Genomic DNA, 26,986 nt, shown 5'->3' on the forward strand with positions numbered 1-26,986 from the left:
GACCTGCAGATCCTCCTCGCGACCTGGACCGGCGCCTGCCCCACCTGCCACCGCGACATACCCACCCCAATACCGACCTGACCAAGCACTACTAGATCCATGCACCCAAGCCTTCGCCCGGCCATGCGGGTCGAGGCAAAATACCGGGTCGTCGCCGTGCGGGCGCGGCGCCAAGGACCCAGGTATAGTGGTCAGCATAACCTTGTTACTCAGGCGCAGAGGCCCTTGCCAGGTGACTGGCAAGGGCCTCTGTTTTGCTCTCACGCCACGTGAAGGCCCGGGTTGCGGCCCTCTGCCGGGGGGACCGACGAGTACTGGGGCAGCCGGAGGTTCGGCATGTCCCCTGCGGCAATCTGGTTCAGAGCGTGTCGGAAGGCGGCCACCATGCTGTCGTGGCTCTCGTACTTGGCAGCAAGGGGATGGAGCCGGTAGCTGTTCCCTCCGCGTCCGTCACCGCGGTAAGGCCGCAGCACGATGTTCAAGTCGCAGAGCTGTGCCATGTGATTGCTGACAGCCTGCGGCGTGATCTTGAACTCCCGGGCCATGTCTACCTGTCGAACCGGGATTTCACCGCCAAATTCGGAACGGTAGATCAAATACTGCAGAAACTTCACTGCAGCACCCGAAACGGGCAATGCCCAGATACGCTCCCCCACGATCGGGGAGATGACTTCAGCCACTACACAGCCCTCCTCCGAGCAACCGCTCCGAACACAGACGACGTACGAGCACTATCACCCCGTGCGTGCCCCCTTGCCATACGAGGGGCTGGCATCCTCTTCGAGGCCAAGGTCGAGAGCCTCCTGGTGGCCTTCTACAGGGCCAACGGAGTATGGGAAGGCGCTGGGGTCGTGGTCGTGTGCATCCGCGATCTGCTCCAGCACCCGCTGCTGAGAGGCGCTGTTCCCCTGAAACCAGAGCCGCACGTTGAGACGGATCTTGCCGTTGCCAGCCCGCTCGAGCCAGTTGTAGGTGCACAGCGCCTTGATGGCGCGGTTCACCGTCGCCCGGGTAATGGGCTTGGCCTCCGGCTTGCGTTCGGCCAGGCGGTTGAGACCGTTGGTGATCTCTTGCTGGGTGTACTGGGCGATACCCGTCCCCGGGACCTGGCCACCGGCCACGAACAAGAAGACGCAGAGCTGGGACTTCGTGATGCTGTTGGCGACGGCCAGTTGCGCGAGGAACTGCGTGAACCAGTTGCTGGCCAGGCTGTAGCCGGTGTCCCCCGCCATGTTGTGGACCGTGCGAGGGTCGGAGTCGTACTCGAAAGTGACCTTCTGCAGCCGCCGACCTCGCGGACCCTCCGACGACTGGGCCTTCTCGCCGAGCTGCTGGCCCAGCTTGATCAAGATGTCGTCAAAGGCCGCTTCGTCCGGCAGCCGTCGCGGCCCACCAGCCCCTCGTCTGGCCTGTGGATCAGGTGACACATGACCTCCTCGTTTACTCAGGCGATCAAGACCTTATCCCATAAATCAACGCCAGCTTGGCTTTTGTTGCAGCGGCGCGCCGGAAGGAGTCGAACCCAAGGGGATCCGCGCAAGCGGCCTAGATACTCCACACAGGGTGGAGTTTAGTGGCGTGGAGAGCTCTGAACTCCACCTCAGCTTGAGATTCCGCGTCGAGTCGTGAGTACATTTACCAGCGGGACTCAGTGCGAGTGGGCCGGTTCCATGCAGGCGGTGGACCACCCCTGAGCTGGTAAAACGTGACGTGTGAACTTTCGGCGCACCTCCACAGCAAAACTCCACTCCTAGTTGAGTTCTGGGTCCAAACGTGAGGACCCCATTAACAGCTACCGATGCCAAAGGTGTCGTGAGCGACAACACCTGGCAACCAACTGCCCTGGTCAGAGCGGAATTTGAAGGAGGGTCCTCTTCCTAAAGAACAGGTCCCCACTGGCTTGTGCCTCGTACCCGAACCCGCGGACTTGGGACCCGAAGTGGCTGAGGAGGCTTCGCGTGCGGGTCAGTGCGCACCGCGCGGACCGTAGGCGGCACCAGCGGTCCTGAGTCTCGGGGGGTGCCAGCCATAACGGGAAAGGCAAACTAGAGTGGTTGCTGTAGTCGCTGGCTGAGGTGGCCACTCACGTGCCAGGGCGAGTGCTGGCGGACTACGGTTGCCGTTCTGTGGTGACCGAGTACGTGGTCAGCGATGGTTTACCAGTCCGAGCAGTGACTGAACAGTACGGATGAGAAGATACCGGGGGTCCGGCCACCTCGGCGGCGGGACCCCCGGCACGAGCGGTAGAACTTCAGGAGTCGCTGGCGGGCACGATCCCTTCGACCTGAAGCTGGGTTACGGCCTGGCGAGCGACCTCCCGCGACACTTCAAATGTCCGGGTCAAGGCGACCTCGCCAGGAATCGCGTACGACGCATCTTCCTGCAGCTTCCGGCGCAGATCACCCGCGATGTTCATGGCGGTACCCGGGAGGAACTCGTTGAGGGCCACGGCGATCAGGACTCCGGGCTTGTCGCGGACCGAGGCCTCGGCGGCCATCTGACGGAGGACACGCATGTCGTCCCTCGTGGGCTGCCACCACCGTTGGATGGGGCCAGTGCCCTTCAATGGGCCCTGCTCGCCGCGAGGCGCAAAGCGACTACGCCGCGGCTGGACTCGGGCAGGCATCTTCGCGCGCTCCATTACATCGGGGATCTCGTCCGCGATGTGGTCCAGCGCCATGATGACCACCTCGGTGACCGTGAGGTCCTGGGCTTGACGGAAAGCCTTGAGGAGGTCGGCGACTTCCTGGCTGAGACGGAAGCCGACCTGGCCGTTTCGGGGAAGAGCGCCCTCCGCGTCGGCGTCGGGAATGTACTGAGGCTGAGGCTCCGCCTCCGGTTCAGGATCGGGGACCTGTCGCGGGACGGCGCGGGGGCGTCGTGGAGTTGCTGGCGGCGATGCGACGGGCGTGGGAGCCGCGGCCCAACTCGTAAAGGGGTTATCGCCGGCCGTGGGGTCACTGTCGTCCGCTGGGGCATCGAAAAGGTTCTCGAGTGCACCCTTCTCCGGCTCCTGGCCGTCAGCCGTGACTGATTCGTTCGTCTGGTTTTTGGGCATCAGACGGCCTTAGAGATGTCGTTGGCACGGCTGAAGATCTGGCTCACGAGGACCTCGTAGTCTTTGGCGAGTCCCCCCGCAGCCTCCGGAATAGTCTTGTCGCCTGCCTTGCGGTCCTGCTCCAACTCGTAGGCCGTACGTCCGCGCTCGCGGATGAGGTTCGCCATCGTGGAGGAGTGCGCGACCGCGCGAGGGAACACGTAGGCGTGCCGGCCCAGGATCTCTTTTGATCGTTTCTCGATGTCCTCGTGGATGCGCGTCGCGTTTCGAGGCGAGAAGGCGTGGACGACACCCAGTATGCGGAGCTGGCGGTTGATCCCGACCGCAAATTTGAACGCCTGTCCGAAGTCACTGAGGCCGTCGTCGAGGGAAGCAGCGTCGTACTTCACCGGCACCACGGCATAGCGTGACGCGAGGAGGCACAAGCGCAAGAGATCAGGGTTCTCGGGAGGCGTGTCGATGAAGATGGCGCCGTATCGCGGAAGCAGCGGCTGTAGGCAGACGGCGAATCGCAAGTAGGCCTCGTACAAACCGTCGGTTCGGGCGATGTCCTGGACGATGCCGTTGATCTTGCGGATCTCTGGACCGCCGACGACAACATCGAGGTTCTCGCGGACGCCCTGGACGGGGGTGAGAGGGCTGCCGTCGGCCATCGCTTCGGCGAAGGCCTTTCCCTGGTCCTGCCTGCCGTAGCCGAGGTCGCGATGCATGTTCCCCTGCCCGTTCACGTCAATGGCGAGGGTGGGGAGCCCCTCGCGGGCCGTCTTGGCGGCGGCGTTCGCGGTCAGGCTCGTCTTGCCGACCCCGCCTTTGCCGTTCCCGGACATGAAGACCCGACCGAAGTGGTCGTAGTCGATCCCTGAGTCGGACACGTTCATCGGTGGTGGGCTCACTTTCCAGCTGTCGGGAAGGCCCAGGCGGGCGCAAGGCATCATCGCAGAGCGCTAGGTCGGAAGGCATGGTAACACGCCGATCGACCTGACGATCAACACGTGAGAGTACATATGGTGACGCCTGTGGTCCAACAGGTCTGTGGCCACACGTAGCAGACGGGGGGCAAGACGAAGTTATATTCCACTCCCCCACCGTCCGGTAGGTCGTCTTGCGGGCTCGTATGCACACCAACGACCACGCACACCTACGGAACCGCCGGAAAGCCTGCATGGGCACGTCTCGGCGGACCGCTAGGTCGGCACATCAGCGTGCCGATGTGCTCACCGGTTTGCCTTTCCGGAGTGGCACCTGTGTGGCCTCACGCCAGGAAACCTGTTTGAAGGCGTAGGTGAGAACCCATCGGGCGACCTTCATATAAACGTGATGCAGGCTCACGCTGCCGACGGGCCATCAAACGTGCCTCCCATCAGTGGGGCATACACAAGGTCCGTCATAGCGTCAAGCATGGCTTGGACCGTGACTGCCGACGTTCTGGTGAATCGGGCGTACAGCCGGGACTCGAACTGGCCGTATAACGGTCATGTGGATCGGTGTACATGTCTGGCTTTCTACCTTGCGTACCACCCAACGAAAAGCAGGCCGGTCAGCCTTCCTGTCAGCAGGAAGGCCACCTGTGTGTCATCAAGGAAGCGAACACGCCTGTGCGCCTGAGGTTCGACCGGGGGAATCTCATAAAGGTAAGCACGCACGTGTGCGTGTGTGCCATCGCACGGGCTCACGTGCCTGCATGCGTACTGTTGCGCTCGCACTAGGGGGATGGTTCGGCAGGGCTTTTAGCATCGCATAGAACATGCGAGAAGATCGCTCGGGCTGATGTCGACTTCACTTGCCTGAGAATTCGCATCCCTTCATGCCGGTCAAGACGCAGGTCATCATGTTGGTCAACACACATGCTGACGCGTTTGTTTCTGTGTTTGTTCCGACGTTTGCCTACCTCATCAAAGTGACAAAATAGCAGGTCGGATGGAGTTTGATCCAGGAATGCGGCATCGGCGGGGCGCCTCAGAGGTCGGGCTGGAGGGGAACGGTCTAAGGCTGCCTGCGGACCGCGACGACCGCTTGCGTCTCCGCATGTCAGGACACAACTCCAACGTGACGCCAGTCCCATGGTGGCGAGAAATGCACCCCATTGAGCGCGCGTTCCCAGTGGTGCTGATCGGCTGAGGCTCGCGAAAATCTCAGCCTGAACGATCCAGGTGCGAGAACTGGGCTTCATCTACAGAACCTGAGGGTCGCCGTCCGGTCCGTCATCATGGTGAAGGATGTCGACATGGACGAAACACATGGACGGCAAGCGTTGCGGCGGCTTGCGGACCGTCATTCTGTCCAGAGTCGTACAGACAAGCCTTCCCACCGTCGCGAATCCTTGGTGTCGACTGCATGACGATGCGCTGCGAGTAGCTACAACCGCATGCGAGGTCCTGCCGGCCGTGGCTGAGTTGTGCGCTGCACCAGGAGCCCGCCGAGCGAATCCAGGCGACAAAGGTATGCCAGTATCAGAGCAGAAGTGCAGGCACCGAAGGTCTCCGCGTATCGAGAGTCTGGTCTCGGCCCGGGCCAAGCGCAGCCTGCATGAGCCAGCAGGGATACCAAAAGTGGCGCCGGCATCGGCCAACGAACCCAACGGCTTCGTTGCATGCACAGGTGCAGTCCGCGACAGAAGACGTGGCCGTAGGGTGGCACTATCGCCGAATGCCGTTACGAGGCAAGGGGCTATGCGCGTTGTAGTCGGAGGACGTCCTGACGACCCATACTCAGGCACGGTGTCCCGGGCCAGTAGGAGAAGAGTCGAGGACGCTCAACCGGTGCTGACAATCCCCTCCGACCCATCGCGATGCAATCGGCCGAACCCATCAGACGCGCGAGGTCTGCAGCTCGTGATGCTCCAGCCGGATGGACCGTGTACCAAGTCCACCCGTGCACGAGTATCGGACTAGCGGGCTGCCACATCACCGTCCGCGTGACCTGAACTGGGACACGTGCTCCAGCGTCGGGCGCCAGCCCTCTGGCGCCCAAGGGTGCAAGAAGACCCGCACCTGACTCGGCCGCCTGTGAAGTCCCCCAAGGCGAGACGGCCTTGTCGACAGCGACGCTCGGAAGGCACCGTGTGTCGAACGTGCAGGGCCACTCGCCCTACCGCGCGCCATCAGAATCCTGCTGAAGATCCCTTGGCGTAAGGCGAACCAAGCTTCGAATCAGCGGCCATTCGAGTGACGTTGAGACCCCGCAGCGCCGTCCCGCGCAGAGGGCCGCCCTCGATCCACGTATCAGCCATATCCTCTTAAATGGCACACCACTTCGACCTTCAGTGGGCCCCTGACCTGCGGTTATTTGGAAACTCTCTTCTGGCGGCCGAACTCGGGCCTGTCGGGGTGATTGGTCACAGAGGAGCGAGTTAGGCCCGCAGAGGCGCCTACAGTGATTTCTGCAGGTCATTGGGCGATGTTGTCAATGACCGCAGGACCAGGATGACCACGCTGGCGCCTGAAGTGAGAGCGCACCTCAAGGTGAGGCAGGGGTTGCGTCCTTGGAAGTGGTGTAACGGATTGGAACTGATGCGGGGGTTTGCTCCGGCGTCCGGGTTGGTGCCTGCATAGACAAACGGCCACCGGCTGATCTTCGAAGTGTCGAAGCCTCGAAGGAGATCAGCACGATGACCGCACACAACAGTCTGCCCCTGCACGCCCTCGTACAGTAGTTGGCCGAGTACCGTTACCGGGCTGTCCGCGAGGTGCTGGGCGGGTCTCCCATCGGTGAGGTCGCGGCCCGGTATGGCACCTCGCGTCAGACCCTGCACAGTTGGCGGCGGCGGTTCGAGCAGGAGGGCATGCCCGGTCTACTGGACCGCTCCCGGCGCGCGCGGAAAAGCCCCACCCGCCTGTCCGCCGAGGTGGAAGCCGAGATCTGCGAGCTGCGCCGCCGACATCCTCGCTGGGGTGCCCGCCGGATCTCCCACGAGCTGGCTGGCCGCGGGCTGGACTCGGCGCCGTCGCGGGCCACGGTCCCCCGGGTTCTCTCCCGCGGCGGCCTGGTCCGCACCCGGGAACAGCAGCATCCCCGCAAGTACCGCCGGTGGCAGCGCGAAGCGCCCATGCATCCCCGGCCCGGGTCCGCCGGGGGTTCCGGCACCTCCGCGCGAAGACGCCCTGTCCCGCCAACGTGCCGAAACCTTCGAAGCCCGGTCCCGGACGCCCACCAGGATCACAAAACCGCAGCCCAGCACCACGCTACGAACCCGGGAAAACCCTGAAACGAGTCGAAACCCTCACCGAACACGTCCGCTTGAAACAGCAACAAGGTTAAACAGCAAGCTAAGGTGGGGTGGCAGGGAGCACGGCGCAGACTTCCTCCTCGCTCCCGGAGGACTGCCTTGGGCGCTTCCGTCCTGCGATGCCAGCCCCGGAATACACGCTCACCGATGGCGCGACGGGGGCGCCCACCAGCCTGCTGGACACCGCTGGCGGCTGGCCGTCTGCCGTGGTGATCGCAGAGGGGCCACCGCGCTAGTAGTGCTTGGTCAGGTCGGTATTTGGGGTGGGTATGTCGCGGTGGCAGGTGGGGCAGGCGCCGGTCCAGGTCGCGAGGAGGATCTGCAGGTCACGGACGACCTGGTAGAGGCTCAGGCCGGCGCCGCGTCTTTTGGGGCTCGGGTCAGTCGTTGCAGGGTGCAGAAGGCATGGGCGATGGAGACGAGGGTGACGTGGTGGTGCCAGCCGTTCCAGGTCCGGCCCTCGAAGTGGGCCAGGCCCAAGGCCTGCTTCATCTCCCGGTAGTCGTGCTCGATGCGCCAGCGGAGCTTGGCGACACGGACCAAGGTGGTCAGCGCGGTGGTCTCGGGCAGGTCGGACAGCCAGAACTGGACCGGCTCCTTCTCGCCCGCGGGCCACTCGGCCAGCAGCCAGCACGCCGGCAGCTCGACGCCGTCGGTGGCCTGCCGGATCTCACGTCCGGCGGGGCGGATCCGCAGGACGACGAACCTGGAGTAGATCCGCTTGACGCCTGAGCGGCCGGTGCCGGGCCGAGATCCCTCGCGCCACTGCACCGGCCGTGCCGCGCCACGTCCCGCTGCGATGACCAGTTCCTTCACCGAGCGGGCGGGCTCGGGGTATTTCGGCACCGGTGGCCGGCCGGTCCCGCAGTACGGTTCGGCGACCGGTGCCGCATGGCCGGGCTGGGCCGACAGCGTGCTGGAGATCCCCACCACGTAGTTCATGCCCCGCGCGTTCAGGCCGAGCCGGAAGGCCGCCGCATCCCCATATCCGGCGTCCGCGATCGCCAGCGGCACATCGATCCCCCAGGAGCGGGTCTCATCGGCCATGTCCAGCGCCAGCTGCCACTTCTCGACATGGCCGACGTCCTCGGGGATCGCGCAGGACGTGCGGCGTGCGACCTTGTCCGCGTCGGCTTTCGGCGAGGAGGGATCCCAGGCCTCGGGCAGGAACAGCCGCCAGTTCACGGCTGCCGAGGCATGGTCACGGGCCAGATGGAGCGAGACACCCACCTGGCAGTTGGTGACCTTGCCCGCGGTGCCGGTGTACTGCCGTGACACACACGCCGAGGCGTTGCCGTCCTTCAGGAACCCGGTGTCATCAAGGCCAGCACGGTGGGCCGGATCGCCGATTCCATCTTCCACGCCAGACGGGCCCGCAGATGGGCCGGATCCCACGGACTGGTGGTGATGAAGTGGGCCAGCGCCTGCCGGTTGCCGTCCTCTCCCAGCCGAGCTGCCATCGGCTCGATCGACTTGCGCCGCGCGTCAGTCATCAGACCACGCAGATACACCTGCCCCCACCGGCGCTGATCCTTGCGCGCGAACGGCTCGAACACCTCCGCCGCGAACGCCTCCAACTCATCACGCACCACCGCAACTTCGTCCGGACTCACACCTTCCCAACGCCCAACCAACCCACAAGGACACGCACAGACTCAGCCGACCTGACCAAGCACTACTAGCCATCGGCGAGTGGCAGATCTTCTACGGCGGCACCCTGCCTCAGGTACGGCTGTGGGTCGACGAGCACTGGCAGCTCGCCTACTGGACCACTGGTGACGACGGGCAGCAAACGACCCCCGATGCCCGCCTCCCGTCAACAGCCGCCCAAGCCGCACCGCGGGACGTAGCGGTGACCACGCCGCACGACCAGCCGCCCCGCACAATCGTGCCGGTACGTCACCAGGAGCCGTTGCGACTCCCGCGAACGGTGACGCATCCGCCACGGACGGGAACAGCGCCTCGCCAGACGAAATGCTTCGCGCACTGCCCGCGTTCCTGCCCGCCGATGTGAGGGAAGGGGGCCGACGGTCGGCTCTCGGGCGCTGGTTCCGGCAAGTCCGCGGGGCTTGAAGCTGCGGGTGCTGCAACAACCGTGGTGAATCGTCGGTTCAGGTGGTCATCTCACTCGGGCCACTGCGCGCGCCATGTGATGAGTACCATCCGGCATCAGGCACACCCTCAGTGACGAGAGCGAGACGCCCATGCCCCAGGACATCGCCAGCCCTCCAGCCGATGACCCCACGATCCAGCAGGAGTACGTCCGCCGCCTGGATGAGGACCTGACGCGCAACACCGCCGCCCGGTCCGAGGCCCACGACGCCATCCAGCGCTGGCAGGAGCACCTGGCCAAGCTGGAGCGGGAGGCTGTCTGGCTGGAAACCACCCTACCAGCACCCTGAACGGTCAGTCAGGGACGCCGGACACCGATCAGGGCGTCACTCAAGGCGAGGGTGGGCCGACTGAGACGAACGTCCAGCCCCAGGGGGTTCCCGCTCCCCGAACCGCGCGCGGCAACGCCGCGGGGCGAGGTGGGCGTGGGAAGACGGCGGCCGGCGCCGCCCGTGGACAGGCTGCCGGAGCGACCAAGGGCCCCACCCTGGGCGCCGTGATCCATGAGCGACTGCTGCAGCACCAGCAGCCTCGGACGGTCGCCGAGGTGACCACTGACCTTTCCGAAGCTCTTCCCGACCGGCCTGTGCGAACCCCGGTGGTTCGCAGCACCCTGGAGCAGCTGGTTGCCAAGGGCCGGGTCAGCGGTCACGGCAAGGGGGGACTGTGTATTACACGGCAGACTCATCCCCCGCTGACTCAGCCGTCACGGTCGCAGCAGAGGCTGCCGAGACGAGCGAGTGACGGCCTTCACCCTGGAGGTGCAGCGCTGGCCGTTGCTGCTTGTGTGTGCCCGTCGGGGGCGGTTCAGGGATTGGGGGACATTGCGGCGGGGTGCGCCGCGGCGAGGCGGTTGACCCCACTTTCTCTGGGGTCGGCCGCCGTCTTTCCGCCTGCTGTGTCGCTGGGAGTCTCCTCAAGCCAGGTGGTCGAGGCTCCCGTGCTTTGCGCCAGCGATCATTGCTGCGATCTCATCGCGCGTGAAGAGCAGCGGCGTCTGCTCAGGCCGCTTGGAGTCCCGCACGGCGATCAGGCCGCCAATGGTGCCGAACTCCACGCAGTTGTCGCTCCCGCCGCTGAACGGACTCTTCTCCCAGGTAACGCCAGAGAAGTCCAGTCCAGCGGGGTCGGGCTTGGTCGTGCTCACTCACAACTCCTTGATCATGCTGTCGAGACGGCTGCGGGTCTCAGGCGGACCGAGGGCCAGGGCCCGCAAGTGGTCGAAGGCCTCGGTGTAGCGCTCCACATCGTCCGGTCCTTCGAAGTACACCGAGTGGCGGCCATTCTCCATCCACACCACATCAGGGTTGGGCTCCGGGAACCCCATCAGAACGAACGAGCCGTCGAGTCCCGGGTGGAACCCCGCAGTGAAGGGCAGAAGTTGCACCGTGATGTTGGTCTGAGTCATCACCGTCTGCAGGTGTTCCAACTGGCCGCGTAGTACCTGCGGCGTGGGTTCGATCCGGCGGAACGCGGCCTCGTCGATGATGGCCCAGAGTTTGACGGCGTCCTCGCCGGCCAGCAGGTTCTTGCGGTTCATGCGGACCTTCACCAGGGCCTCGACACCCTTGTCGTCCAGGTCGACCCGCATCGAGATGATCACCTGCCGCGCGTACTCCTCGGTCTGCAGGAGGCCTGGGATCAGTTCGGTCTCGTAGTTCCGCAAGGTGGTCGCACTGGACTCCAGCGCGAGGTAGCCGCCGTACTGGGTGGTGTTGATGACCGCGGAGTATTTGCGCCACCACTGTTGCCTCTGTGCTTGGTCTGCGCGGACCAGGTCCAGGACGTCGTCGCGAGTGGCTGAATCGCTGACGCCGTAGCACTCGAGCATCGCCTTGACCAGCACGGGCGTTGTGCCTCGATCTCCGCTCTCGATTCGGCTCAGTGAACCCTGGTTGATCTCGATCGCGGCCGCGACCTCGGCCATCGTCAGGTCTGCTTGCTCCCGCAACTCTTTGAGCTTGGCTGCGAGTTGTCGTCGATACACCGACTTCAGGGCGGGACTTCTCTTCAGCGCCATGCGCACAGTGTGTCGGCCGCAGGGCCGAAGGACAATCAACCCCGGGAATCTTTGTGGGACATGTTGTCCAACTCTTGCCGTAGGGGCATGATGTCAGTAGTCGCCATACGTAACGGCTTGATCGCGTCGCATGGCCTGCGTCGCTGCCTGCAGCGCTGAGCACCGGCCGCGACGTGCCTGCCGCCCCACCCGTAGGCCGACCTGGGCGATCCACGGTCGGCTTCTCACTTCGTCGCCGGGGAGCACACGCCATGCACGATGCACTCCGCAGTCCCACACCATCCGTGTCGCACGCTGCTGGCCCACTTCAGGTCGCCGACTGCGGCTACTTCCTTGCCTTACGCCCCGGCGGGTTCGTGCTGCACATGAGTGCCAGCCCCGACCACCTACGGCGCATGCGCACCGCCGTGTTCGACACGGTCGTCTCAGCCGGGGCGGACGACCAGGTCGCCGAGACGGCCCGGCTGGTGGCGAGCGAGCTGGCAGGCAATGCCGTGCGGCTGTGCGGCCCCTGGGCACCGCTGATCGTGCAGATCATCAGCGCGCCAGACGAGATTCAGGTGCAGGTGCACGATCCGGAGCCGTCCGCAGTTCCCCATCGGCACGCGGTACGGCCGGACAACGGCCGGTTCGAGTCGGGACGAGGTCTGTGGATCCTCGATGCCCTGGCCCCGGGGTGGACCGTCGAACCGACCGCGACCGGCAAGCAGATCACCGCCACGCTGCCGCGCACTGGCTTCGCCCCGTGAGGAACCCGCTGCGACTCCGCAAGGACGGTCGCCCCGCTACAGCCGGTCCAGCGTTACGTCGCGAAGACCACCGCACAACCGCGACCACCTCACACGTCCACTCCTCACCTCGATCTCTGACCGGAGGTTGTCCATGACAGATGTCCTGACCACCAGCCCTGCCGTCACCGTCCGTCCGAGTCGCCCGCTGGCCGGACTGGTGACCGTCGACGGCTCGAAGAACGCAGCGCTGCCGTTGCTGGCCGCCGCTGCGGCGACCCGCCGTACGGTCCATCTCGACAACGTCCCAGGCAGCGCGGACGTGACGGCAATGCTGACGCTGCTCCAGCGCTCCGGGTACCAACTGACCCGTTCTGTCAGCCATCCGCACGCCCTCGCGCTGACGCCCCCGTCCACGCCCGTGCCCGAGCTGCCCGAGGCCGCCCGCATCCGTGCCTCGTACTACATGGTGCCCGCCCTGCTGGCCTGCTGTGCACAGGCCCGCCTGCCCTGGCCCGGCGGCTGCCAGATCGGCGAGAGAGGCATGGAGGTGCACTTCCAGGTCTACTCCGCCTTCGGCGACAAGGTCGACACCGGCGACGGCGGCTACCAGATCACCGCGGCCGGCCACGCACCCGGCGAAGTGTCGGTACAGCTGCCGTTCCGATCCCGGGGAGCGCGCGTCGTGGCTGTCCTGCGCGCGGTGGTCGGCGCCCAGCGGCTGCGGCTGACCAACCCCAACCACTCCCCTGAGTTCACCGGCATGCTGAGCGCGCTGACCGAGGCCGGGTGGGGGATCGACCTCGGCACCGACACACTTACCGTCGAACCGCCGGCCCACCCCCGGCCGTCGGTGACCTGGACCGTGCCCGGCGACAAGATTGAAGCCGGCACGCTGGCCTGCGCCATCGCCGCGACCGGCGGGTCGGGACGGATCGAAGGGGTCCGTGGGGACGAGGTCGCCGCCGTTGTCGCGGCCCTGAACCTGGCGGGTATCCCGGCCGCGTGCGAGCACCGCGCGGTGGTCGTGCACGGCGGCGGCAACCCGACGGGCCGGGCGCTGAGGGCGGTCGCTTCCCTATCCCCGGGGGGCCTGGACGCCGACTTCGAACCCGCGCTGCTGGCGTTGGCCTTAGGTCTGCCAGGCACCCACCTGTTCGCTGACTCCATCAACCCCGGCAGGCACGACAACCTGCTGTCCCAGCTCGCCCGCCTCGGCGCCCGCTTCGAGACACTCTCGCCGACCCAGTGCCGCGTGACCGGCCCACAGCGCCTGACGGGCGCAGCAGTGGAGGCCACCGACATTCGCACCGGCTCCGCCCTGATGGTGGCCGCGCTGACCGCCCGCGGTGCCACCACGATCCGGGGGCTGGGCCAGCTCCAGCGCGGCCACGCTGACCTCCCCGCAAAGCTCCGCGCTCTCGGAGCCGACCTGCGGGAGGTCACCGCGTGAAGCGTGACCTGGGAGGGATCATCGCCACCACCGACGTGCACTCCCAACTCGGTGACGCTGTGCCCCTGCTGGCCCACTTGCATGCCGAGCGTCGACGGTCGCTGATCGTGGACTGCGGAGACTTCTTCGAAGGCACCGGCTACTACCGGCTCGGCCGGGGCCACGCCGAGCAGGCGATCCTGACGTCGCTGTACGACGTCCTCGCGCCGGGCAACCACGGCTGGAGCCACCACTTCGAGCCTGATCTCCGCGAGCTGACCGTGTGCGCCAACGCCGTCGACGCCGCCACGGGAAAGCCGCTGTTCCGCCGCATGCACCGGGCCTGGATCGGCGGCCGGACGGTCGCGGTGACCGCGGTCATCAGCCCGCAGGCCTTTGATGCCATCCCCACTGCCGATCGTGCCGGTCACCAGGTCACCGATCCCGCCCGCGCGCTGGTCGAGCTGTTGCTGGAACACCACCACCAGGTCGACGCCTGGGTGCTGCTGTCGCACTCCGGCTTCAAGGGCGACCTGCGACTGGCCGACCAGTGCCCGTTCCTGGACGTGATCTTCGCCGGGCACTGCCACAGCGACCGCTACGGGCCCGAATCGGTCGGGCGCACCCTGGTGGTCAAGGGCGCCGAGCTCGCTGCCGGCTACGCCGTCGCCGAGTCGGTCGGGGCAGGCTGGGCCGCCCGCGCCTGTCGCTTCCCCACCGCGGCAAGGCTGCCGGCCGACCTGGAGCCTATCGGCCGACAGATCGAGGCGCTGCAGGCCGAACTCGCCGCTCCCCTCGGTCGTATCGCCGAACGCTGGCGCGGCCGGATGGCAGACCGCCACGAAGTACTGTCGGAAGTCGCCCGGCGGCTGCACACCGGCTTCGGCGCTGACGCCGTCGTGCTGAACGAGACCGCGCTGCGGCCGGTGCCGCTCGGGCAGACCCTGACCCTGAACGAGCTCCTGGCCATCGAACCGTTCGGCAACCAGCTCGTCCACGCGATCGTGCCCGATTCCGTCGTCGCCGATCTGTCCGGCCTGGCGGCCCGGCTCACCGAGCGGGCCGGTCCCCTCGTGCTGGCCCCCGATCCGCTCCCGCCGGGTGTGCGCACGGTGCTGACCACCGGCTACCTGGCCGAAAGCATGCTCGGCGGCCGCACGCCCTCGCCCGTCCTGCCGCTCGGGCAGGCTGTCGCCCGCGTGCTTTGCGATCCCCTCACCGTCACCGAGGAAGGAGCTCCGACGTGATTCTCACGGGACCGGAGATCACCGCCGCTGTCCGCGACAGCCGCCTGCGGATCACCCCATTCGAGCCCGGACAGGTCAATCCCAACAGCTACAACATGCGCCTCGGCTCCACTCTGCTGACCTACACCGACCCGGTCATCGACGCCCACCGACCCAACCCGACCACGCCGGTCGTGATCGACTCCGAGGGGTATGTGCTGCAGCCCGGCGAGCTCTACCTCGGTCACACCCAGGAAGAGGTCGGCTCCGACACCTTCGTGCCGCTGCTGTTCGGCCGCTCCTCCGTCGGCCGCCTCGGCCTGTTCGTCGAGATCACTGCCCCCATCGGCGACATCGGCTTCCACGGCCAGTGGACGCTCATGCTCACCCCACCCGGCCGCTACGGGTCTACCCGGGGATGAAGATCGGGCAGATCATGTTCTTCGTCTCCGTCGGCCCCGTCGACCTCTACCAGGGCAAGTACCAGGCCGCGCTCGGCCCACAGCCGTCCGGCTACTGGCGTGACCTGGCCAGCGGAGCGGTGGCCTGATGATCCTGACCGGTCCAGCGATCGCCGCAGCGGTCGACGCAGGCGAGATCGCCATCGGCCCCTTCGACCCCGGCCGCCTGTCACCGAACGCCTACGACTGGCGGCTGGGTGAGACCTTAAGGATCTGCGACGGCAACCTCGACGCAGCCGCCCCCACCCCCTTCAGCGAAACCACCATCCCCGCCACCGGATTCGTCCTCCAGCCGAGCGTGCTGTACCTGGGGGTGACGCTGGAGCGAACAGGCTCCGAGCGGTACGCGCAGATGCTCAACGGTGACCGCTCCACCGGCAGCCTCGGCATCTGGGTGCACGTCTCCGCCCCGCTCGGGCACGTCGGCCACGCCATCCGCTGGACGCTGGAGATCCGGGCCGCCAGGCCCGTGCGGGTCTATCCCGGGATGACCTTCGGCAAGCTGATCTTCCTGCAGACCTTCGGTGGCCCCACCAGCTACCAGCAGCCCGGTTTCAAGTACCAGTCGACCGACGGCATCGACATCTCCCGCCTCTACGAAGAGATCGACGGGGGCACCGCATGACAGTGGCGACGTTTCTGGACCTTCCCGCCGGCAGTCCCGGCGGCAGCGTCGAGCTGTTCCTCGACCTGTACACCGGCGCCCCGCCGCTCATCCCAAGCCGCGCATTCATGCTCCAGCCCGCGGGACAGAAGCCAGATGTCCCGGCGGGCCTGAACTTGCTCACGTTAGACGGCAAATGCCTGAACGGCTCCGCCTTCCAGCACTACCTTGCCAGGCTGCGCCAGGCCCTGCGGGAAGCGATCGACCCGGCGGACATCTCAGTCCTCCACCTGCAGCACCTGGCCTTCGGGGCCACCCCGGCGCTGATCCGGGCCTTCCCGCAGCACCCGCGGATCGCCCTCGTGCACGGCACCGACCTGCTATTCGCCGAAGCCCACCGCGACCAGTTGCGGATCCTGCACGCAACCGCCCGCCACGTCGACGCCATCGTGGTCCCCACCGGCGCGATGGCCGACCGCCTCATCCGGCTGGCACCGCACACCGATCACGGCAAGATCGTGCAGATCCCCTGGGGCATCCCCGACCGTCTCCTGACCACCCCACCGCCCGCGCGCCTGCAGCATCCTCGAGGCACGCTGCGGCTCCTGTACGCGGGGCGGCTGACCGCCGAGAAGGGCGGCGAACACATGGTCAGGGCGCTGACCGCCACGGCTGGCATCGAGCTGTCCGTGGCCGCCCCGCGCCATGAGTTTCAGGCCCTGGCGCCGGTGCTGAAGCGGTGCGGCGTACGCCCCCGGTACCTCGGCTGGCTGCGGCGGCCGCAGTTGTGGAACGCATTTGCCGACCACGACGCGCTGATCATGCCCTCGACCACCTTGGAAGCGATGGGCTTGGTTGCCTTGGAAGCACAAGCCTGCGGGCTGCCCGTCGTCTACCAGCCGGTACCCGGGCTGCGCGACGCGCTGGGCACTTCGGCTCTGGCCACCGACTTCTCCGACCCCCAGGTAGCCGCCCGCGACCTGGAACGCATCAAAGCTTCGCCGAACCTGCTGCTTGCCTTGCGGGCTGCAGGACTGGCCAACGCCGCACGCTACCCGCTCAGCGCCACGGCCGCGGCGTTGACGGACCTCGGTAAGCAGCTCACCTGACCAGCTCGTGCCGCACCCGCCCCGCCCCGCCCGGCGTGACTACGCTGGCGCGGGGCAGCCCACCCACAAGAAATTCGGGGAGACCATGACACCCAGCACCGACCGCATTCGCCAGCTGCTGGAAGACGGCGTCCACGATCAGGTCTACCCGGGCGCCGTCTGGGCGGTCGGCGACGCCACAGGCACCAGCGCCAGCGGCGCCGTGGGACTGCTCGACCCCACCCGTCCCGCCCATCCGATGCGGACCGACACCGTCTTCGACGTGGCCAGCCTCACCAAGATCCTGGCCGTGTGGTCAACCATCGGCTGCCTCTGGCAGGACGACCGTCTGCCGCTGGACGAACCCCTGGGCGGCTTCTGGTCCGAAGTCACCGGGCACCCGCTCGAACAGGTCACCGCCCGGCAACTACTCACTCACACGGCCGGCGTCCCGCTGCGCGCCCAGCTGAAGAATCTCTACGGCACCGACCCGGGCATCATCCGCGCCGGCGTGCTGACCGAAGCCCTGCACCGCCCGTCTGGCCAGGCCGTGGAATACACCGACCGGGCCGCCCTCATCCTCGGCTACCTCGCCGAGCACCTCTCCGGGCAACCCCTCGACCAGCTCGCCCGCGAACGCGTCTGGGCCCCGCTGGGCATGCAGGCCACCCGTTTCGGCCCGCTGCCCGCCGACCTCGCCGCCCGCTGCGCCCCGACCGAAATCGACCAGACCACCGGCACCCACCTCAAAGGCACAGCGCACGACTTCTCCGCCCGGCTCCTGGGCGGAGTGTGTGGCATCGCAGGCGCCTTCTCCGTCCTGAACGACCTCGCCGCCTTCCTGCGCTACCTCCTCGACCCGTCCACCGCCCCGGCCACACCTGGTTTCGGACCCGACTGGACAGAGGAGTCCTTGACCGTACACACCGGCAAGCTGACACCGGTTCGTGGACTGTTCTGGCACCCCGCCCCCAACACCACCCCCGCCGACCGCACCTGGGTGCACTACGGCTTCACCGGAACCGGCATGTGGCTCTCCCCCAAGCTCGGCACCTGGGCCATCCTGCTGACCAACAAGCTGTACTTCACCCGTGACCGTGAGCCGCTGACAGCCATCCGCAACAACTTTCGCGAATTCGTGTTCATGTGACGGTCTGCGCCGCCCCACGCTGGATCCGTTGCAGCACCGCACCTGCCCCGACGGATTCCAGCGGCCGAAATGCACACCCCTGATTTTCCACCTGCCGAACGGACATGCCCTCAGCGGCGCGTTCGCGGTTCCCCGGCCGCCGAACCCTTCCTAGCGTGATGGTCGTCCCCACGTCCGGGGGCCTCACACACCGGAGGAACCATGCGTCTGAACCGCTCCGCGCGCCCCAACCGTTCCGCCCGTCCGAACCGGGCCATCCGTCCGCTCTGGGCCGTCCGCCCCAACTGAGCGTCGCCCCCCTGGTCAGAAGGCGGCCGCACTTCACGGCCGCCTTCTGTCTTGCCCGCACCCATCCGTGATCTGCAGGGGGACCGGACCGTGGCCACCACTGATGCACCCCTCACCCTCGCCCGGCACGCGGCGCCCGCCCGGGCGGGCCGCTCCGTGGTCTGGGCGCTGATCGCCGCCTCGCTGGCTGTGAAAGCGGGCGGCTTCGCCTGGGATTTCCTGGGCTACTACGTCTCCGTCACGCATGGCACTACCGCCGCTGGGGCGGCCATGACCTTGTTCGGCGTCGGCTGGTGCTTTGGCCAGGCCATCTCTGGCCAGCTCACAGACCGTGCGGGCCAGCGCACCGCGCTGGTGCTCATGATGACGTTCGCCGCCATCTCCTGCGTCGCCCTGACCTTGGTGGCGTCGCTGCCTGCACTGCTGATCGTGTCCGTCTGTCTCGGGCTGACCATGGAGACCTACCGTCCGGCGGTCTCGGCGTCGATCAACGAACACATCGCTTCCGGCGGGGGCCGGGCCCGGGCCCAGACCGCGCTGTACTGGACGATCAACGTCGGCATCGCCATCTGCGGCGGGCTCGGCGGTTACCTGGCCCACCATTACGGCTACAAGCCGTTGTTCATCGCCAACGGTGCCGTGTGCCTGGCCTTCGCGCTGCTGGCCCTGCGCCTGCTGGCTGCCCGCCGGACGACACCGGACGGGGACCCGGGGACGGACGTCACCTTCCGCCAGGTCCTCGCTGACCCCGGCCTGCGATGGATCGCGCTGGTCTCGACGGCGGCCATGGTGTGCGCGTGGGGCATGGTGTCGGTCCTGCCGCTGCTGATGACCGCCGACGGGCTTCCGCCGACCGCATACGGCACGGCGATGATCGCCAACACGATCGCTGTCCTGGTCCTCACTCCGCCCATGACCAGACTCCTCATCGGCCGCGGCGAGACCCTGCGGTTCTCCCCCGTCGTCGTCCTGGCGGCCGGGACGGCCATCCTCGGCGCGGGCATCGGCTTCGCCGCATACCAGCACACCACGCTCGGCTACTCGATCGCGTGCGCCGCCCTGGTGCCCGGCGAGGTCGCCTACAGCATCGCCATCGGCGCGTACCTGTCCACCGCCGCGCCGGACGGCGCCGTCGGCCGGTACCAGGCCGTCATCTCCGCAGCCTCCGCAGTGGCGTCCCTACCCCCGCTGGGCATCGCCATCGCTCTCAACGTCGGCGGCCGGCCGCTGGTTGCCGCGCTCCTGGGTGGCTGCGCCCTGCTGAGTGTCGCGGCCTGCCTCCCGCTCTCCCGTGCCCTGCGCCGCAACACCGGCGCGCACTGACCACGTCGTACGGAAGGAATCGTCGTGACTGCCAACTTCCTCAGAGTGCCCTGGCCAGGCCCCGCCCCGGTGGCTGTACAGCAGTCGGCCGCCGCCGTATCAGCCGCCCCGGCGGCCCAGCCGTCGGCCGTTTCCACCGAGCGCCCCCAGACCTTGGTGTCGGCCGGAGTGTCCGATCGCGCCTCGCCCCTCCGTACGCCGACGATGTGCGGCTTGGAGGCTCAGAGCGATCTGGGATTGCCGCATTCGGGGCCGCGTATGCCCTGGTGGTGGTAGACGCCGGTTCACGTTCGTACAGCGTCAAGAGCCGGGCGCGACCAGGGTGGAGGCCCTGGTCGCGCCCGGCTCGTCTGTGGGCGGACGTGTCGTGGTCAGGCGGCCACCGACGATGCGGCGCCGGCCGGCCGAACCACGGCCGGAGCGGGGTGCAGCTGCGGCAAGTGATGGGCGAGTTCGGCGAGGTTGCCGGTGTAGTGCAGCGTGCACATCCCAAGCCGGGCGGCGGCCTCGCAGTTCTCGTTGCGGTCGTCGATGAACAGGGTCCTGTCCGGGTCGGGCCAGCCGGCGGCGGCGAGCGCGGACTCATACGCCTTGGCGTGCGGCTTGTTGATGCCGATGCGGGCGCTGTAGACGGTGCGGGACATCAGGCTGCAGGACCACTCGGCGACGTCGATTGCGTCCGCGACGACGTGTGGGGCGTTGCTGAGGAGCACCATTCGGGTCGATGCGCGGTGTGCGGCGCGCAGCAGGTGTACGACGGCGGGGTCGACGGTGGTCCACATGGCGACGTCGGTGGCGATGAGGTCGGGCAGCAGGTCTCCGAAGGTGCGGTCGGTGCGCAGCACCAGGCCGGAGGACCAGAACTGGGCGTTGGTGATGACGCCGGCGTCGTAGCCGTCGCGCCGCGCCCAGAAGGCCTGCTGAAACTGGGGGGTGCGGTCGGCGGGCCACCCGGCCAGGTGAGCGAGGTGTTGCCAGGCCTCGGCCGACGGCTGCACGCCGACCACGCCGTTGTAATCGAGGATTACGGCCTGCAAAGCGTTGGCCGTGGGACGAAGGGTCATCGGGGGGACTCCAGGGCATGTCGGGAGGCTGCGGCAACGGTGGCCGCGAGCAGGACGGGCAAGGCGAGAGCGATAGGCAGGGAGCCGGTGAGGGAGGCGAGGGCACCGATGGCGGCCGGGCCGGCGAGCAGGCCGATGTATCCGGTGGCGGTGACGGCGGCGACCGCACGGGGGCCGTGCCGCCCGGCGGCGGTGATCAGGGCGGGCACCGTGGTCGACAGGCCCAGCCCCAGCGCCGCCCAGCCCGCCAGTGCGGCCCAGGTGGTTCCGACCATAAGTCCGGTACCGAGGCCTGCGGTGGCGAGGAGCGCGCCAGCTCGGACCAGGGCGGTTGCGCCGTATCGGGTGGTGAGGCGGTCGCCGGCAAGGCGGCCGGTGGCCATGGCGGCGCTGTAGACCGCATACGCCGATGCGGACACCGCCACGGTGGCGTGCAGTTCGTGCAGGTGGACCGCGGACCAGTCGGCCGCCGCGCCCTCTCCCAGCAGGCAGGCCGCGGCCAGCGCTCCGAGCAGCCATAGCCCGGCCCGACCACGGCCCGGGGCGGCGAGCTCCGGTGCGGAGCCGCCTGAGCTCTTCGGCTGGTTCGTGGGGAGGGCGGTGATGTTGCGGACGGCTGGTGCGGTGAGCAGAGCCAAGGCGGCCGCCGCGAGGCCCGCGATCAGGAAGACCCGGCCGTGGTCGGTGTGGGCGGTGGTGGCGGCCGCGGCCGCGCCCAGGAGCGCGCCGAGGCTGAAATTGGCGTGCAGGGACGACATGATGCTGCGGCCGTAGGCGTCTTGGCAGCGGACGGCGGCGACGTTGACGCCGACATCGAGGAGCCCGTGAGCCAGGCCGAAGGCGAGCGCGGCCACCAGGAGCGTGGGCAGGGTGCGGCAGGCGCCGAGGGCAGCCAGCGCAGCGGCGAGCGCCACGGCCGGTGCGGTCAGCAGCGCGGCGGGGCCGTTCCGGTGGGCGATCCGGCCGCCGGCGTACAGGCCCGCCACCATTCCGGCGGCCGCCGCGAGCAGCACCAGGGACAGGCTGCCTGCGGACAGGTGGGCGGCGGCTTGGACCGCGGGCATCCTCGCGCCCCAGATCGCCATCAGCGCGCCGAGCCCGGCGAAGTAGCCGGACAGCAGCCTTCTAGCGGCGACGGGCGGCGCATCGTGGACAACCGGTGCTGCGGCTGCGGCTGCGGGGGCGGTGGTGGTCATGGCTTGGCCTCGGCGGGTGTCAGTTGGGCGAGGACTTCGGTCGTCAGCCGGGCAGGTTCGGCGTCGACGACCACCAGGTCGCGGTCGTGGATTGCGAGGAACCCCGCCTGCTGAGCGCTGGTCAGGAAGGTCAGCAGCGGGCTGAAGAAGCTCGCGGTGTTGAGCAGCGCGATGGGTTTGGTGTGCAGGCCCAGTTGAGCCCAAGACCACATCTCAGCGAGTTCCTCCAGCGTGCCGAGCCCGCCGGGCAGGACGAGGAAGGTGTCGGCCAACTGGCACAGCCGGGCTTTGCGGGCGGGCATGTCGGCCACGATCTCCAGATGAGTCAGGCCGGGGTGGACGATGTCCGCGCGGTTGAGGACCTCGGGCAGGACACCGGTGACGCGGCCGCCGGAGGCCAGAGCGGTGTCGGCGAGCGCCCCCATCAGGCCGATGCGGGCGCCGCCGTAGACGATCTCGATCCCGGCCGCCGCCAGCAGGCCGCCCATGGTGCGGGCGGCGTGCTCGTAGGCGGGGTGGCGGCCGGTGGCCGAGCCGCAGAACACGGTCCACCGCAGCGGCCGGCCGGGATCGAACGGGGTGTCCAGGACGGGCGGGGCAGGGGCCGTCAGATCTCGCACAGGGCCACCTCGAATCCGCGCATCGCCATCTCGGGAAGGGCATCGGCCAGAGCGCGGCGCTGCTGGCGTGCGTAGTCCAGGTGCGCTTCGGTGACGGCGGTGGCGAACTGGGCGCGGCGCAGCCGGGCGGGCAGGCCGCGCAGGTGCATGGGGTCGGTGCCCTCGGTGGTGCACAGGTCGATGACCTCGCGGTATCCGGCGATGCTGTACAGCCGGGGCTGGGCTTCCGGATGGGGCCATAGGTCGGCGAGCTCGTCAACCAGGGTTCGGCCCGCTCCATCGCCGTAGCCGAGCATCTGCTCCACCCGTTCGGCAACCCGGGCCTCGTATCCGCCGGCACTCGACTCCAGCCAGCATTCGACCGCGACGGTGGCGTCCTCGAACCAGTCCCCACGGGTGAGGAGCTCCGCGAGGATGGAGATGGAGCCGCCTTCGAGGATCAGGCGGTCGACGCCGCTGTCGCGGAGCATCTTGCGGTGGTGGACCAGGCGGTCGACGGCGTCGCCGGCGGTGATCACGCCATGGTGCACCGGCCGCTCCGTCAGGTAGTAGCGGACGGTGTCCTGCAGTTCGGCCTGGGTGGGACGGCCGGAGCCGATGGCCAGCTGCGGGTGGCACTGCACACGGTCCAGCACCAGGACGGGGCTGTCGTGCCGCTGTGCCAGCGCGACGGAGCGGCCGGTCTTGCCGACGGCTGTCGGGCCCAAGATGAGATGGATCGGGATCAAGGCGTGCCTCCTGCCGCGGATCGCCGTAGCAGCGGACCGTTGGGGGGTGGATGGGTGGGGTGGTGCCGCGGGGCCGGGCGTGGACAGGGGCGTTGGGGTGGCCCGGCCCGGCGGCACCGGCTCATAGGAGTGCCGGGGTCAGGAGGTCACCGGTTGTAGGGGCACTCGACGTTCTCGGGCAGGCACATCTGGATGTCGAGGTAGGAGGCGCTGACCCAGCCGTAGGTGCCGGCCTTGATGCCGGTCTTCGTCTTCCTGTCGGTGCTGACGTAGTACCAGGAGCCCTTGCGGCAGCGAGCGGTGAGCCGGTCGGAGGTGTAGAGCAGTCCGGTTGCGGTGTAGCTGGTGCCCGGCCCGGTGCGGAAGCGCAGGCCGTTGTCCAGGGGCCAGACGTCCTGGTCCTTGATGTTGGTGGTGCAGGCGCTGGAGCCGACGGCGGATGCGGTCGGGGCGAGGGCGATGCCGCCGCCGAGGAGGACGGCCGCGCTCGCGGCGATGGTGAGGGCCTTGGTGGTCACACGCATGGGGAGGTCTCCCGGTGGTGAGGTCGGGTGGGGCGGTTGGGGTGTGTCAGCAGCGTGAGGGCGGCGGTGAGGGCCGCGGCTGCGCACAACTGGAAGCCGGGGCCGATGCGCCCGCCGGCCGCGGTGCCCAGGGCGAGGCCGCAGTTGATGGCGGACACCAGCCAGTCGATGGCCTCGGTGACGGTGCCGGGCGCGGCCAGGTCGGTCACGGCCTGGTAGCCGACGGTCAGCAGCGGTAGAAAAATGCCGCCGGGGGCGGCGATCAGGGCGAGCGCCAGGACCGGCGGGGGATCCATGAGTAGAGGGATCCACGCCAGCGCGAAGAGGCCGGCCAGCGCGTGGAGGTGGGTGGTGCGGCTGCCGGGCCAGGCCCAGCGACCGTAGATGAGGCCGCCGGTGATCCCGGACAGCGACAGCGCCGCCGGCAGTGCGCCGGTCAGCCACAGAGCGTCGTGTCGGTCCGCGGACCCCGCGGCCGCCACGTTCAGCCCGCCCAAGGCCACGCCCACACAGAAGTAGGCTGCCAGGACCACAACCATCCCGGCCGGCCGCAGGGCTCCGAGCAGGTCGCGGTCGCGGTGCGGGTGCGGCCGCCAGCTACGGGAGGGCTGCGAGGTGGCGACCCCGAGGGCACCGGCCAGGCCCACCACAGTGACGGTGAGCAGAGCCGCACCCGGGGAGATCGTGGTCGCCAGCACCGTCGCCAGGAGCGGGCCGACCACGTACACGCTTCCCTGCGCGCTGGAGTCCAGCGCATACGCGGCTTTCACCGCCGCCGGACGCCCGTGCAGCATCGAGGACAAGAGCGCACGCAGGCACGACTCCAACGGTGGGCTGGCCACACCGGCCACGACCACGCACACCGCGGCGGGCCACCTGGTGGCGTCCAGAAACGTCACGGCAGCAAGCGCCCCGGCGGAGATCGCCGCCCCGCTGGCCAGCGGCAGCGTCTGACCCCGCACATCGGCGAGGCGCCCGAGCAGCGGTTGCCCGAGCGCGGCTGCCAGCCCATAGGCCGCAGCGAGCATCCCCCGCTGCGCCAGACTCGCCCCGTCGGCGGCCGCCACGAACAACAGCGCCACCGGCGTCATGCCGCACGGCAGCCGCCCGACGTGCGTGGCCAGCATCAGCCGTGCCACGTGCGGGGCGCGCAACACCGCGGCGTAGCCGACAGCCGCTGTGGCTGCGGCTGGGCGCAGTGGAGCTGTTGCAGGCAGAGTCATCGCAGGGAGCTCCTGGCGAAAGGGGAGGATGGCAGCGCTTCGTGGTGAGCGTGGGCCGAGGTGTGGGGCGAGTTGTCAGGCGGCCGTCAGCTGTACCAGCCGAGGAGCGGCGTGGAGATCCACCCGGTCCGGCCCTTCGCCAGACCGGTCACGCTCCGCTTGGTCAGGTAGCCGTAAGCCCACTGGTTCTTCGCGCCGTAGCACTGGACCCGGAAGATGTAGCCGTCGCTCTTGTAGAGCAGGCCCTGGGACGCGTAGCCCGTCGACGGCCCGGTCCTGTAGTTCACCCCGTTCCCGTCGATCTTGAAGGTGAGGGGCGACGGACTCCAGGTGCAGGCCGACGCACCGACGGCCGATGCCGTCGGCGCGAGCGCCACGCTCCCCCCGACGATGCGGGCCGCCGTGGCGGCAACCGTTGCGACTGTGTGCCCGATCTTCATGGTGGATCCCGTCCCTGCCGCGCCTAAGCCCTGGTGGGCACGCAGCAGTCGCATTGAAGGAAGCGGAGTGCGATGGCCGCAGCCGGCGGATCGTCCCGCTGAAGACCGGCGTGCGGCATCGCGTGACCACCACTGGACCGCGAATGGCAAGGACGCGACAATCACAAGGCGCTTTGCGTAGCTCCCCCTTTCATCCTTCGAAACCGAAAAGGCTTCACTTTCAGGCTTCGGAAATGGCGTGCGAGGAAATGAGGCAATGCCCGCACATCGCTAATTCCAGTGTTTGAAATCGACTTTCGGTGTGGATTTCGTTGAGCGGAAAGAGCTGCCGGGTACGCATGCCGGGCCGAGGTGGTCAGCGGGAGGGGCCTTCGTGTCTCCCGTCCCGCTTCGTGCCTGCGGGTCACGGGTAGGTGTCTCGGGCCGATGCTCTGGCGCAGATCCCTTGGGACATCGCCCGATCACGGCCGGCGTCTGGTGACCACTACAAGGCCGATGACGGGGTGGAATACTGCCGTGCCATGGGACTACCTCACGCTGCCGACGGTCGGCACATTGTGGACGTGGACGCCCCCGGCACTTGGCCCGCGCCGCTGACAGAGCTCATCCACGGGATCGTCGAAGGAACCAAGCCGAAAGAGCCGGATCTGTACGTCGACCTGGAATTGGAGGAAAGGGAGCCACAGGTCCTCGGCCTGCTCGCTGGCTACCTTCTGCGGGCTCAGCACGCGACCAGACTGCTCGACCACGAGGCCGACGCCATCCGCGCTCGGGGACTACGCCCACTCAACGTTGCTCTTGTCGATCACCGCCTGGACGAAGCATGGGAGCGGGACTATCTGACTGACGCGGAGCGCGAGGTTCTGCGTTCTCAGAGCATGGTCGCCCCCGGTCGGAAGCGGCTGGGGCAGAGGCAGGACCAGGTCAGCTTGACGCTCTCCGCTGAGGCCACCTCCCATGACGTAGCTGGCGTGAGCCGGCTGCTGTCCTTCTGGGGCGGCGAGGCCATCTATTGGCACCACTGCGACGACCACGCCGGCGTCGCTCAGAAGCTGCGTTCACTGGGCCGGCCCGCCCTGGTCACGGCGTATGTCGACCTCGACAGCCCGGGCCAGCACCGAGTCTTCAAGTCAGGAACCCAGAGTCACTGACGTGATCACCCCGTGGCTGGGAAAATGGGCCTGGGTGTCCCGGTCAGGCCGGTGCTACTGCGATGCCGGTGAGCTCGTAAGTCAGGATGGTTTTGGGGGTCGCTGAGGGAACCACGGTTTGTGCCAGGGTCGCCGTCCGGCGCCCGGAGCACGTGTGTCAGTCTCCGTTCCGTCCCGTTGACCCCTCCGGGCCACCCGTCGCGTTCATGCGTCACTGCGTGGGAGGGAGCCGGTCATGGCCCGGCTGGACGTGAAGGACGAGATCATCCATCTGCGGTCGGCAGGGGTGGACCTGGGCAAGCGGTTCCTGCTCGCCTGCGTGCGC

The 26,986-nt window shown here is 68.0% G+C and carries 22 protein-coding genes and 3 pseudogenes; 11 read left to right on the top strand and 14 right to left on the bottom strand.

Annotated elements, in window-relative coordinates; all coding sequences use genetic code 11:
- Positions 1-260: 260 nt before the first annotated feature.
- The 4 genes from ACFV3E_RS43705 to ACFV3E_RS43720 form a co-directional block, all read right to left on the bottom strand.
- Positions 261-680 carry a hypothetical protein gene (locus tag ACFV3E_RS43705; RefSeq protein ID WP_500541705.1) on the bottom strand — a complete coding sequence of 140 codons (420 nt, stop codon included), beginning with the start codon at positions 678-680 and terminating at the stop codon, positions 261-263.
- Positions 681-734: 54 nt separating this feature from the next.
- Positions 735-1,349, bottom strand: coding sequence for a hypothetical protein (locus tag ACFV3E_RS43710; RefSeq protein ID WP_500541707.1), 615 nt, complete (start codon positions 1,347-1,349; stop codon positions 735-737).
- Between the two features lie 902 nt (positions 1,350-2,251).
- Positions 2,252-3,058 carry a hypothetical protein gene (locus tag ACFV3E_RS43715; protein WP_500541708.1) on the bottom strand — a complete coding sequence of 269 codons (807 nt, stop codon included), beginning with the start codon at positions 3,056-3,058 and terminating at the stop codon, positions 2,252-2,254.
- Entirely contained in the window at positions 3,058-3,936 is an 879-nt protein-coding gene (locus ACFV3E_RS43720) for a ParA family protein (RefSeq protein ID WP_500541710.1), read from the bottom strand. The genes ACFV3E_RS43715 and ACFV3E_RS43720 overlap by 1 nt, the downstream gene beginning before the upstream one ends.
- Before the next feature lie 2,774 nt (positions 3,937-6,710).
- Between ACFV3E_RS43720 and ACFV3E_RS43725 the strand changes: the two are divergent.
- Positions 6,711-7,109, top strand: a pseudogene (locus ACFV3E_RS43725) (helix-turn-helix domain-containing protein); the annotation flags it as partial.
- Between the two features lie 522 nt (positions 7,110-7,631).
- Here the strand turns inward: ACFV3E_RS43725 and ACFV3E_RS43730 are convergent.
- Positions 7,632-8,896: pseudogene (locus tag ACFV3E_RS43730) on the bottom strand (IS701 family transposase).
- Between the two features lie 591 nt (positions 8,897-9,487).
- On the opposite strand from ACFV3E_RS43730, the gene ACFV3E_RS43735 reads away from it, so the two are divergent.
- Positions 9,488-9,685 carry a hypothetical protein gene (locus ACFV3E_RS43735; RefSeq protein ID WP_500541712.1) on the top strand — a complete coding sequence of 66 codons (198 nt, stop codon included), beginning with the start codon at positions 9,488-9,490 and terminating at the stop codon, positions 9,683-9,685.
- A 626-nt stretch (positions 9,686-10,311) separates the two neighbouring features.
- Here ACFV3E_RS43735 and ACFV3E_RS43740 read toward each other — a convergent pair.
- Together ACFV3E_RS43740 and ACFV3E_RS43745 are read right to left on the bottom strand one after the other, a co-directional pair.
- Complete coding sequence (locus tag ACFV3E_RS43740) at positions 10,312-10,542, bottom strand: DUF397 domain-containing protein (protein WP_500541714.1); 231 nt, start codon at positions 10,540-10,542, stop codon at positions 10,312-10,314.
- The gene (locus ACFV3E_RS43745; protein ID WP_500541716.1) at positions 10,543-11,415 is read right to left on the bottom strand and encodes a helix-turn-helix domain-containing protein; all 873 of its coding nucleotides are present in this window, start codon (positions 11,413-11,415) and stop codon (positions 10,543-10,545) included.
- 365 nt (positions 11,416-11,780) lie between these two features.
- Here ACFV3E_RS43745 and ACFV3E_RS43750 point away from each other — a divergent pair, with 365 nt between their 5' ends.
- From ACFV3E_RS43750 to ACFV3E_RS43785, 8 genes and pseudogenes are all read left to right on the top strand, one after another.
- Positions 11,781-12,164, top strand: coding sequence for an ATP-binding protein (locus ACFV3E_RS43750; protein WP_500541746.1), 384 nt, complete (start codon positions 11,781-11,783; stop codon positions 12,162-12,164).
- A gap of 133 nt (positions 12,165-12,297) precedes the next feature.
- Positions 12,298-13,596: a carboxyvinyltransferase gene (locus ACFV3E_RS43755; RefSeq protein ID WP_500541718.1), complete on the top strand. Its 1,299-nt coding sequence runs from the start codon at positions 12,298-12,300 to the stop codon at positions 13,594-13,596.
- Positions 13,593-14,822, top strand: a complete 1,230-nt coding sequence (locus ACFV3E_RS43760; protein WP_500541720.1) for a metallophosphoesterase — start codon at positions 13,593-13,595, stop codon at positions 14,820-14,822. Before ACFV3E_RS43755 ends, ACFV3E_RS43760 begins: the two co-directional genes overlap by 4 nt.
- A pseudogene (gene dcd / locus ACFV3E_RS43765) lies at positions 14,819-15,351 on the top strand (dCTP deaminase). Before ACFV3E_RS43760 ends, dcd begins: the two are co-directional and overlap by 4 nt.
- A complete protein-coding gene (locus tag ACFV3E_RS43770) occupies positions 15,351-15,887 on the top strand; it encodes a dCTP deaminase (RefSeq protein WP_500541722.1) in 537 nt (178 codons plus the stop codon). Before dcd ends, ACFV3E_RS43770 begins: the two are co-directional and overlap by 1 nt.
- Complete coding sequence (locus ACFV3E_RS43775) at positions 15,884-16,975, top strand: glycosyltransferase family 4 protein (RefSeq protein ID WP_500541724.1); 1,092 nt, start codon at positions 15,884-15,886, stop codon at positions 16,973-16,975. Before ACFV3E_RS43770 ends, ACFV3E_RS43775 begins: the two co-directional genes overlap by 4 nt.
- An 85-nt stretch (positions 16,976-17,060) precedes the next feature.
- Positions 17,061-18,104, top strand: coding sequence for a serine hydrolase domain-containing protein (locus ACFV3E_RS43780; protein ID WP_500541726.1), 1,044 nt, complete (start codon positions 17,061-17,063; stop codon positions 18,102-18,104).
- A 378-nt stretch (positions 18,105-18,482) separates the two neighbouring features.
- Positions 18,483-19,715, top strand: coding sequence for an MFS transporter (locus tag ACFV3E_RS43785; protein ID WP_500541728.1), 1,233 nt, complete (start codon positions 18,483-18,485; stop codon positions 19,713-19,715).
- A gap of 371 nt (positions 19,716-20,086) precedes the next feature.
- Here the strand turns inward: ACFV3E_RS43785 and ACFV3E_RS43790 are convergent, their stop codons facing one another.
- The 7 genes from ACFV3E_RS43790 to ACFV3E_RS43820 form a co-directional block, all read right to left on the bottom strand.
- Positions 20,087-20,779 (bottom strand): HAD-IA family hydrolase, encoded by a 693-nt coding sequence (locus tag ACFV3E_RS43790; protein ID WP_500541730.1) that lies wholly within the window; start codon positions 20,777-20,779, stop codon positions 20,087-20,089.
- The gene (locus tag ACFV3E_RS43795) at positions 20,776-21,975 is read right to left on the bottom strand and encodes an MFS transporter (RefSeq protein WP_500541732.1); all 1,200 of its coding nucleotides are present in this window, start codon (positions 21,973-21,975) and stop codon (positions 20,776-20,778) included. Before ACFV3E_RS43795 ends, ACFV3E_RS43790 begins: the two co-directional genes overlap by 4 nt.
- A complete protein-coding gene (locus ACFV3E_RS43800; RefSeq protein ID WP_500541734.1) occupies positions 21,972-22,595 on the bottom strand; it encodes an LOG family protein in 624 nt (207 codons plus the stop codon). Before ACFV3E_RS43800 ends, ACFV3E_RS43795 begins: the two co-directional genes overlap by 4 nt.
- Entirely contained in the window at positions 22,583-23,323 is a 741-nt protein-coding gene (locus ACFV3E_RS43805; protein WP_500541736.1) for an isopentenyl transferase family protein, read from the bottom strand. Before ACFV3E_RS43805 ends, ACFV3E_RS43800 begins: the two co-directional genes overlap by 13 nt.
- 146 nt (positions 23,324-23,469) lie before the next feature.
- A complete protein-coding gene (locus ACFV3E_RS43810; protein ID WP_500541738.1) occupies positions 23,470-23,847 on the bottom strand; it encodes an SH3 domain-containing protein in 378 nt (125 codons plus the stop codon).
- On the bottom strand, positions 23,838-25,070 hold the full coding sequence (locus ACFV3E_RS43815) for an MFS transporter (protein WP_500541740.1): 1,233 nt from the start codon (positions 25,068-25,070) through the stop codon (positions 23,838-23,840). The genes ACFV3E_RS43810 and ACFV3E_RS43815 overlap by 10 nt, the downstream gene beginning before the upstream one ends.
- An 86-nt stretch (positions 25,071-25,156) precedes the next feature.
- Positions 25,157-25,510 carry an SH3 domain-containing protein gene (locus ACFV3E_RS43820; RefSeq protein ID WP_500541742.1) on the bottom strand — a complete coding sequence of 118 codons (354 nt, stop codon included), beginning with the start codon at positions 25,508-25,510 and terminating at the stop codon, positions 25,157-25,159.
- A gap of 563 nt (positions 25,511-26,073) precedes the next feature.
- Here ACFV3E_RS43820 and ACFV3E_RS43825 point away from each other — a divergent pair.
- Positions 26,074-26,661, top strand: a complete 588-nt coding sequence (locus tag ACFV3E_RS43825) for a hypothetical protein (protein ID WP_500541744.1) — start codon at positions 26,074-26,076, stop codon at positions 26,659-26,661.
- Positions 26,662-26,986: the final 325 nt, after the last annotated feature.

This window comes from Streptomyces sp. NPDC059718 (assembly GCF_042733315.1).
In the GTDB taxonomy this organism is placed as follows: Bacteria; Actinomycetota; Actinomycetes; order Streptomycetales; family Streptomycetaceae; genus Actinacidiphila.